At 69.2% G+C, this 7426-nt stretch carries 8 protein-coding genes; 5 read left to right on the top strand and 3 right to left on the bottom strand.

Going from position 1 to position 7426, the window contains the following annotated elements; genetic code table 11:
• On the bottom strand, positions 1-641 hold a 641-nt coding region (locus HR086_RS42965; protein ID WP_174468527.1), incomplete at its 3' end, for a zinc-ribbon domain-containing protein.
• A 162-nt stretch (positions 642-803) separates the two neighbouring features.
• Between HR086_RS42965 and HR086_RS42960 the strand changes: the two genes are divergently transcribed.
• The gene (locus HR086_RS42960; RefSeq protein WP_141644912.1) at positions 804-1469 is read left to right on the top strand and encodes a polyhydroxyalkanoate synthesis regulator DNA-binding domain-containing protein; all 666 of its coding nucleotides are present in this window, start codon (positions 804-806) and stop codon (positions 1467-1469) included.
• Here the strand turns inward: HR086_RS42960 and HR086_RS42955 are convergent.
• Positions 1466-2269, bottom strand: coding sequence for a ParA family protein (locus HR086_RS42955; protein WP_174468526.1), 804 nt, complete (start codon positions 2267-2269; stop codon positions 1466-1468). The two genes, HR086_RS42960 and HR086_RS42955, sit on opposite strands and share 4 nt — an antisense overlap.
• A gap of 33 nt (positions 2270-2302) precedes the next feature.
• Positions 2303-2614, bottom strand: a complete 312-nt coding sequence (locus HR086_RS42950) for a hypothetical protein (protein ID WP_141644921.1) — start codon at positions 2612-2614, stop codon at positions 2303-2305.
• A gap of 165 nt (positions 2615-2779) precedes the next feature.
• Here HR086_RS42950 and HR086_RS42945 point away from each other — a divergent pair, with 165 nt between their 5' ends.
• The 4 genes from HR086_RS42945 (at position 2780) to HR086_RS42930 (ending at position 7377) form a co-directional block, all read left to right on the top strand.
• Complete coding sequence (locus HR086_RS42945; protein WP_141644910.1) at positions 2780-3694, top strand: ArsA family ATPase; 915 nt, start codon at positions 2780-2782, stop codon at positions 3692-3694.
• On the top strand, positions 3691-4803 hold the full coding sequence (locus HR086_RS42940) for an ArsA-related P-loop ATPase (protein WP_174461579.1): 1113 nt from the start codon (positions 3691-3693) through the stop codon (positions 4801-4803). The genes HR086_RS42945 and HR086_RS42940 overlap by 4 nt, the downstream gene beginning before the upstream one ends.
• 182 nt (positions 4804-4985) lie before the next feature.
• Complete coding sequence (locus HR086_RS42935; RefSeq protein ID WP_141644920.1) at positions 4986-6122, top strand: tetratricopeptide repeat protein; 1137 nt, start codon at positions 4986-4988, stop codon at positions 6120-6122.
• 61 nt (positions 6123-6183) lie between these two features.
• Entirely contained in the window at positions 6184-7377 is a 1194-nt protein-coding gene (locus HR086_RS42930; RefSeq protein WP_174468525.1) for a M48 family metalloprotease, read from the top strand.
• Positions 7378-7426 lie beyond the last annotated feature (49 nt).

The following is a 7426-nucleotide window of genomic DNA, read 5'->3' as shown; positions in this document are numbered from 1 at the left end:
ATCCCACCCGGTGGCGCGCTCCGAGGGGAGGCAACTCCCGGCCCGGCCCGCGGGGAACTGGGGGCAAAGCCCGGCAAGGGCACGGCGCCAGCCGGCATCGGCGCGCCATCCTCGACAGGAGGGGGCACCGCGCCGCCGTACAGCCCCGTCGAAGTGTCGACAGGTGGACGAATGGCTTCGGGCGGTGCGGGCAGGGGCACGGCGCCCCCGTTGCGCGCCGCGGCGACACCCGGCGCGCCCGAAGCCTGGAGCGGAGGCCGCGGCATCGGACCGATGCGCGTGGGCTCGCGGAAGACTCCGTCCTCCGTATCGAGTTCCCCGTCCATGCTGTTCCAGGAGGGGTTCTCGGACGAGGACGGCGAGCCCGACAGAGCGCGCGTGGCCGCGACGCCCTGGGCGAAGAAGCCGGGGCGCGTGACTTCCACGCCCTTGGGGTCGGGAGCGACACCGAACTCGGCGAAGGGGTCGGCCTGCCCGGCCGAGGAGGGAGGCGAGGACGCACCGGCATCCTCCCCGCCAGGTTCGCGGGTGACGCGGAACGTGTTCTGACATTTGGTGCAGCGGACCTTGACCCCCTTATCGGTCACCTTCTCGTCGGGGATCTTGAACCGCGTCTGGCACCGCGCGCACTTGACGATCATTCAGGCCTGGGGCGGGGACGAGTATAGGGCCACCGGGCGAGTACGGCGAGTCGGGTTCTCGCTGCTTGCTCGCCTCCAACCCCTCTGGTACGAGGTTCGCCCCTGCGAGACTCAGACACGGAAGCTGGCTTTGAGTCGAGCCCAAAAGGGGCGGAGAGACCGATGAGCGAGGCCGAGCAAGCAGGCGCTCCGAGCAAGGAGCCGAAGATCATCAAGCGGTACACGAACCGAAAACTCTACGACACCGTGGAGAGCAGGTACGTGACGCTGGATGAGATCGCCGCGATGATCAAGGAGGGCACCGAGGTGCGGATTGTCGATAACCGCACGAAAGAAGACCTGACCTCGGTCACCCTCGCGCAGATCATCTTCGAGGAGGAGAAGAAGAAGAACCAGATGCCGCTGTCGGTGCTCCGGGAAATCATCCGTCACCCCGGCGAGTCCATCTCTGGTTTCATCCAGAAGGAGGTCACTCCCCGCGTCGCCTCCATCCGAGAGGAAGCGGAATCCCGTCTCGACAAGCTCCTGCGTCGCGAGGAAGCCGCCAAGGCGGGCATCCCCGAAGCCGCCGCCACCACCGAGGAGCCCCTGCAGGCCGCTGACTCGGCTGCCGCCGGTGGCCTGTCCCCCGCCGACCTGCTCAAGGCCAGCCAGCGCGCTTTCGAGGACTGGCAGCGGAAGATCGACGAGCGCGTCAAGCACGTCGTCGAGAACCTGACCGGCAACCTCCCCGCCCTGGGCCGCGACATGCAGTCGCTCACCCAGCGTCTGGAGGAGCTGGAGAAGAAGCTCGAGCAGTTCGAGCAGCAGAAGAAGCAGGAGCCCTAGTCGGCTCGCGCCGCCCGCTTCCGTTTCCGGGGAGCGGGCCCACCGTGGATTTCCGCGGCGATGGCCGACAGCATCCGCGCCCCTCGGCTCCGGGGCGCGTACTCGAAGATGGTCTTCCCGTGGCTCTGCGCCTCGTCCACCTTGACGTCGTAGCCCAGGGGCGTGGTGGCCAGTGAGTCCGGGAAGTACGCCCGGAGCCGCTCCAGAATCGCCGTGGCCAGGGCCGTCTTCCGGTACAGCGTGGGCACCACCTTGGTGACGCTCAGCTCCGGACGTCCCTCGGCTTCACCCACCTGCCGCACCGTGTCCGCCACCTCCGCGCAACCGTCCAGCGCCAGGTACGTCAGCGCCACGGGCACCACCACCTCCGTGGCGGCGACGAGGATGTTGCGCGTCGTGAGCCCCATGGACGGCGGCGAGTCGAAGACGACGGCGTCGTAGCCCGCCTCCCGAGCCGCCTCCAACCGGTCCGCCAGCCGGTGGGCCCGGCGAGCGTCCGCCGCCACCACCACGGGGAAGTCCGCCATCTCCTTGTACGCGGGCAGCACATCCAGTCCGGGCACGGCCGAGGGGCGCACCACGTCCTCGAGGCGGACCGAGTCGTCGGTCAACAGGTGGAAGACGTTGCGAGAAAGCGTGCGCACGTCCAGGCCGAGCGCCTTGCCGGCGTGCCCCTGGGTATCCAGGTCCACCAGCAGCACCCGCAAGTCCCGCTCCTTCGCGAGCCACGCGGCGGTGTTCACCGCCAGCGTCGTCTTGCAGGTGCCGCCCTTCTCGTTGATGAAGGCGATGCGCCGCATGGGCCTTGGACTCCCCGGCTCGGGTCCGGGTGCTTACTTCTTCGACGACGGCGCCTTCTGCGCCACCAGGGTGTCCACCTTGCTCTCCACCGACGCGAGCAGCCGCTCCAGGTCATCCACCTTCGCGCGCAGCTGCTCCAGGTCCGCGGTGGACGGCAGGTTCATCGCCGACAGGGCCGAGCGCAGGGCGCTGTCCAACGTGCCCTTCGCCGCCAGCGAGCGCGACACCAGCGTCTGCACCGTCGCCACGAACTTCTCGTTCGACAGGAGCTGCTGCGCCAGCTTGCCGACGCGCTCCTCGCCCGTCTCGACGAGCTTCTTCATCATCGGGTTGTTCTTGAGCATGGGAATCAGGAGCTTCACCCGCGCGGGAGACACCCGCCAACAGGACGTCGGGAAAAAGACGCCGCACTCTGCGAGGGGGCAACGCGACGTGTCAAGCAGGGCAACACCCCTTGGCCAAACGCGTTGACTCCTGGAGACACGATTCCTACGGTTCGCCGCTCTCTTATGGCAGGGCTCCTGGACAAGCGGTTGTGGGTCGTCTCCGGCAAGGGCGGCGTGGGCAAGAGCACGGTTGCCGCGGCGCTCGCCCTTCGCTCGGCGCGCGCGGGGCGAAGGACGTTGGTGTGCGAGGTGAATACGCAGGAGCGCATCAGTCGCTTCCTGGAGCACCCCGCCGCTGGCCCCGAAGTCACCTTGTTGGAAGAGAACCTCTGGGCGGTGGACGTGCGTCCGCAGGAGGCCATGCGCGAGTACGGCCTCATGGTGCTGCGCTTCGAGGCCCTCTACAAAACGGTCTTCGAGAACCGGCTGGTGCGCTACTTCCTGCGCTTCATCCCGTCCCTGCAGGAGCTCGTCCTGCTGGGGAAGATCATGTACCACCTGCAGGAGAAGCTCCCCGACGGCAGGTGGCGCTTCGACACCATCGTCCTGGACGCGCCGGCCACCGGTCACGCCATCTCCTTCCTCAGCGTGCCGCACGTGCTCGTGCAGACGGTGCCCCAGGGGCCCATGTCCCGCGAGGCGCAGAAGATGCGAGACCTGCTGGTGGACCCGTCGGTGACGGCGGCGGTGCTGGTGGCGCTCCCGGAGGAGATGCCGGTGAACGAGGCGCTGGAGCTGCACGCGGCGCTCAAGGACAAGGTGCACATCCGCACGCACGCGGCGGTGCTCAACCAGTCCATCCCGGAGCGCTTCACGGAGGCGGACCTGGAAGCGCTGGTGGGCCACCCCGAGCTGCACCGGGTGGCGCAAGCGAACCATGACCGCGCGTCGCTGACGGTGCTCGCGGGCACCAAACTGGAGCGCAACCTTCACGCGCCGGTGTTCACCGTCCCCCGGCTGTACCTCCCCACCTTCGGTCGGGATGCGATTGAACAGGTCATGGGCCACCTCGAAGCACTGGTGATGGGGGAGAAGTGAGCACGACGGCCCTCGGTCCCGCGCTCGCCAAGAAGCGCGTCCTCATCTGCGTCGGCTCCGGCGGTGTCGGCAAGACGACAGTCGCGGCCACCCTGGCCCTGCGCGCGGCGGTGGACGGCCGCGGCAGCCTGGTGTGCACCATCGACCCGGCGAAGCGCCTGGCCAACTCGCTGGGCCTGTCCGCCCTGGGCAACGCGGAGACGCAGGTGCCGTCCTCCGCGCTGGAGCCGCTGGGCGTGACGGCCCGCGCGTCCCTCCACGCGATGATGCTGGACATGAAGCAGACGTGGGATGACCTCATCACCCGCGTCGCGCCGCCCGACCAGCGCGAGCGCATCCTCGCCAACCGCTTCTACCAGTCGCTCTCCACGGCCCTGGCGGGCAGCCAGGAATACATCGCCATGGAGAAGGTGTGGGAGCTGCGCCGCAAGGGCGAGTACGAGCTCGTCGTGCTCGACACACCGCCCACGGCCCACGCCCTGGACTTCCTCGACGCGCCCAACCGCGTCCTCGACTTCCTGGACAACGAGGCGGCGAAGTGGCTGCTGGCCCCCGCGCTGAAGGCAGGCAAGTTCGGCCTGTCGCTGTTCAACCGCAGCGGCTACGTGCTGCGCGCGCTGTCCAAGTTCACCGGCACGGAGATGCTCCAGGAGCTGTCCAGCTTCATGCTGTCGCTGTCCGGCATGAACGAGGGCTTCCGCGAGCGCGCGCGCGGCGTGCGAGCCCTTCTGGAGGACGCCACCACGGGCTTCGTGCTGGTGACGAGCCCGCATCCGGAGCGCATGGATGAGGCCATCCACTTCAACACCCTGTTGAAGCAGCACCGGATGGAGGTGGTGGCGCTGGTGGTGAATCGCGTCCACCCGCTGCCCACCGAGGCCATGTGGGCGGACGCCGCCACGCTGACGCCCACCCGACGCGCCAAGGTGGAGGAGACGCTGCGCGAGCTCCAGGTCCTGGCCGAGCAGGATGGACGCGGCATCGCCCAGCTCCAGGCCGCCTGCCCGGGCATCCCCCTGATTCAGGTGCCTCGCTTCGGACTGGACGTACACGACATCACCAGCCTGTGGCAGACGGGCCGCTTCCTGCTCGGCGACGACACCTTCTGAGGTCTGGACCGAGCACCCGGCCAGGCCCGCCCGGGAGGCGGCCAGCCGGGGCGGCACGAAACAGGGGGACGCATTAAACTGGGCGCGCCCACCTGAGCGGTGGGAACTCCGAGGGACGGTGCGTTGTCCTGAGGCGGCAAGGCCAGGAGGCGCATTCCGTGACGGGAAGCGAGCGGACGTACATGTCGGTCAGCCGTTGGTGGTGGGTAGTGGCCCTGGGGCTGGGCGTCACCGGATGTCGGACGACGGGCAGCGCCGCGCGTCCGGAGGCCTCCGAGTCAGGCCCGAAGCAGGAGCTCCAGTTCGACGCCGTGACGGTGACGGCGGACCTGGAGCTGGACAAGCTCAACGACGAGGAGCTCTTCGCCGGGGGGACGTCGGCCTTCGCGGCCAACGACTTCAAGCAGGCGGCGCGCTACTTCGGCCGGTTGGCGGACTTCCACCCCAACAGCCAGCACCGTCGCTCATCTCTCTACAACGCGGGCCTCGCCCACCAGCGCCTCAAGGAGTGGGAGGAGGCGTGGCACCGCTTCTCCGAGCTGGCGGACCCGGCCAAAGGCCAGGGTGACGCGCTGGACGCGTCCTTCCGCGTGGCGGAGACGCAGTACCACCTGGAGCGCTACGACGAGGCCATCGCGGTGTTGACCACCATCGCCGCGCGCGAGGACCTCCCGGCCAACCGCCGAATCGAGGCCCGGGTGCAGCAGGGCGTCTGCGAGCTGGAGGCGGGCCGCACCGACGCCGCGGAGGCCACGCTGCGCAAGGCCATCTCGTCCTACGAGGCCCTGGCCGACAAGGACGAGGTGGATGACTACTTCCCCGCGCAGGCGCACTTCTTCATGGGGGAGCTGTACCGGCTGCACTACGAGAACGTGAAGCTGGACCCGGCCAAGGGCGCCGACAAGCTCGCCGAGGACCTCAACTACAAGGCGGAACTCCTCCTGTCCGCGCAAGGGCACTACCTGCGCTCCATCCGCGTGGGCAACGGCTACTGGGCCACCGCCGCGGGCTCGCAGATTGGCGCGCTGTACGAGGACCTCTACGCGCAGATGGTGAGCTCACCGGCGCCCTCGGAGCTCAACGCCGAGGAGTCCGTCGTCTACCGGCAGGAGCTGCGGAAGAAGATTCGCGTGCTGCTCACCAAGTCCATCAACATCTACGAGCGCACCCTGGAGACGGCCGAACGCATCGGCTCGCAGAGCGCCTTCGTGGACCGCACGAGGGAGAGCCTCGCCAAGGTGAAGGCCCTGCTCCTGGCGGACGCGGAAGGGGAGCCCGTCCCCGCCCCACCCGCCTCCGAGCTGGAGCCCCATACGTAGACCGGTGGACCACCCCTGGCTGGGCAGCCAGGGGCCGCGCGGCGTAGCCTGGGGACTTCGCATGGAGCCCCTCTTCACGCCCGAGCAACTGGCGGAGATTCACGCCTACCACCTGCCCTACTACGTCCGGGCCGCGGTGGACCCCTTCGCGCGGCTGGCCCTGCTGGCGCTGCTCCTGGGCGTGCTCGTCCGCCCCTTCTTCCGCATGGCCACGGCGGCCGCGGCCGGCATGGAGCGCAGGCTCGGCTTCTTGCGCACCGCCCCCGTCAGCCGCGCCTTCTTTCGCGCCATGGACCGGCTGTGGGGTGAGTCGGGCTGGGGCGCGGCCGTCCTCTTCGCCTTGATGACGGACCTGTTCGTGAAGCTCGTCTACGCGCCGGTGGACATCTGGTTCGCGTACTCGCTGGAGCACCAGCACGGCATGTCCAACTACACCCCGGCCGCCTTCGCCCGGGACATGCTCAAGGGCCACCTGCTGGGGGCGCTCGCCATCGCGGCGCTCGTCATCGGCCTGTACGGCCTGGCCCGTCGCACGCGCCACTGGTGGTGGATTCTGGGTGTGCCCGTCGCCCTGCTCCTGCTCGTCTCCTCCGCGCTGGACCCGTACCGGGGGCGCCTCTACTTCGACCAGCACCCCCTTCCCGCGGGCCCCCTGCGCACGCGGATGACGGAGCTGATGACCCAGGCGGACATCGCCTTCTCCGACGTGCTGGTGGAGAAGACCTCCATCGCCTCACGGCGGCTCCAGGCGTACTTCGCGGGCCAGGGCCCCACGCGCACCATCGTCCTCAACGACATCATCCTGCAGGAGCTCACCGAGGACGAGGTGCTCGCCGCCGTGGCTCACGAGGCGGGCCATGTGCATGAGCCGAAGTGGCCCGGCCGCATCGCCTCCTCGCTGGCCCTGGTGGCGCTCCTCTTCGCCATCGACCGACTCCTGCGCGCCGCCTCCACGCGAGGCTGGTTCGGCACCACGCGCTTCGCGGACATCCGAACCCTCCCCCTGCTCTCCCTGCTCCTGTCCGGCGTCCTCCTCGTCGGCGGCCCCATCGCCGGGGCCTTCTCTCGCGAGCGCGAGCGCGAGGCGGACCGCTACGCCCTGCGCCTCACCCACGACGTCGACGCGTTCCGCCGAATGCTGGTGAAGGCCGCCCGCGTGAACAAGATGGACCCCGCGCCCCCCCGCTGGGTCGTCCTCAAGGGACAGAGCCATCCCCCCATTGGCGAGCGGCTCGCCGACCTGCCTCAACCCTGACGCGACACGAAAAAGCGGCCGGCAGGTGGGCTCCCCATTTCCCCTTCCC

Origin of the sequence: Myxococcus sp. CA039A, assembly GCF_013336645.1 — a bacterium.
Lineage (GTDB): Bacteria > Myxococcota > Myxococcia > Myxococcales > Myxococcaceae > Myxococcus > Myxococcus llanfairpwllgwyngyllgogerychwyrndrobwllllantysiliogogogochensis.
Note: the sequence above shows the minus strand (reverse complement) of the source record. Positions and strands in the feature narration are given on the sequence as shown.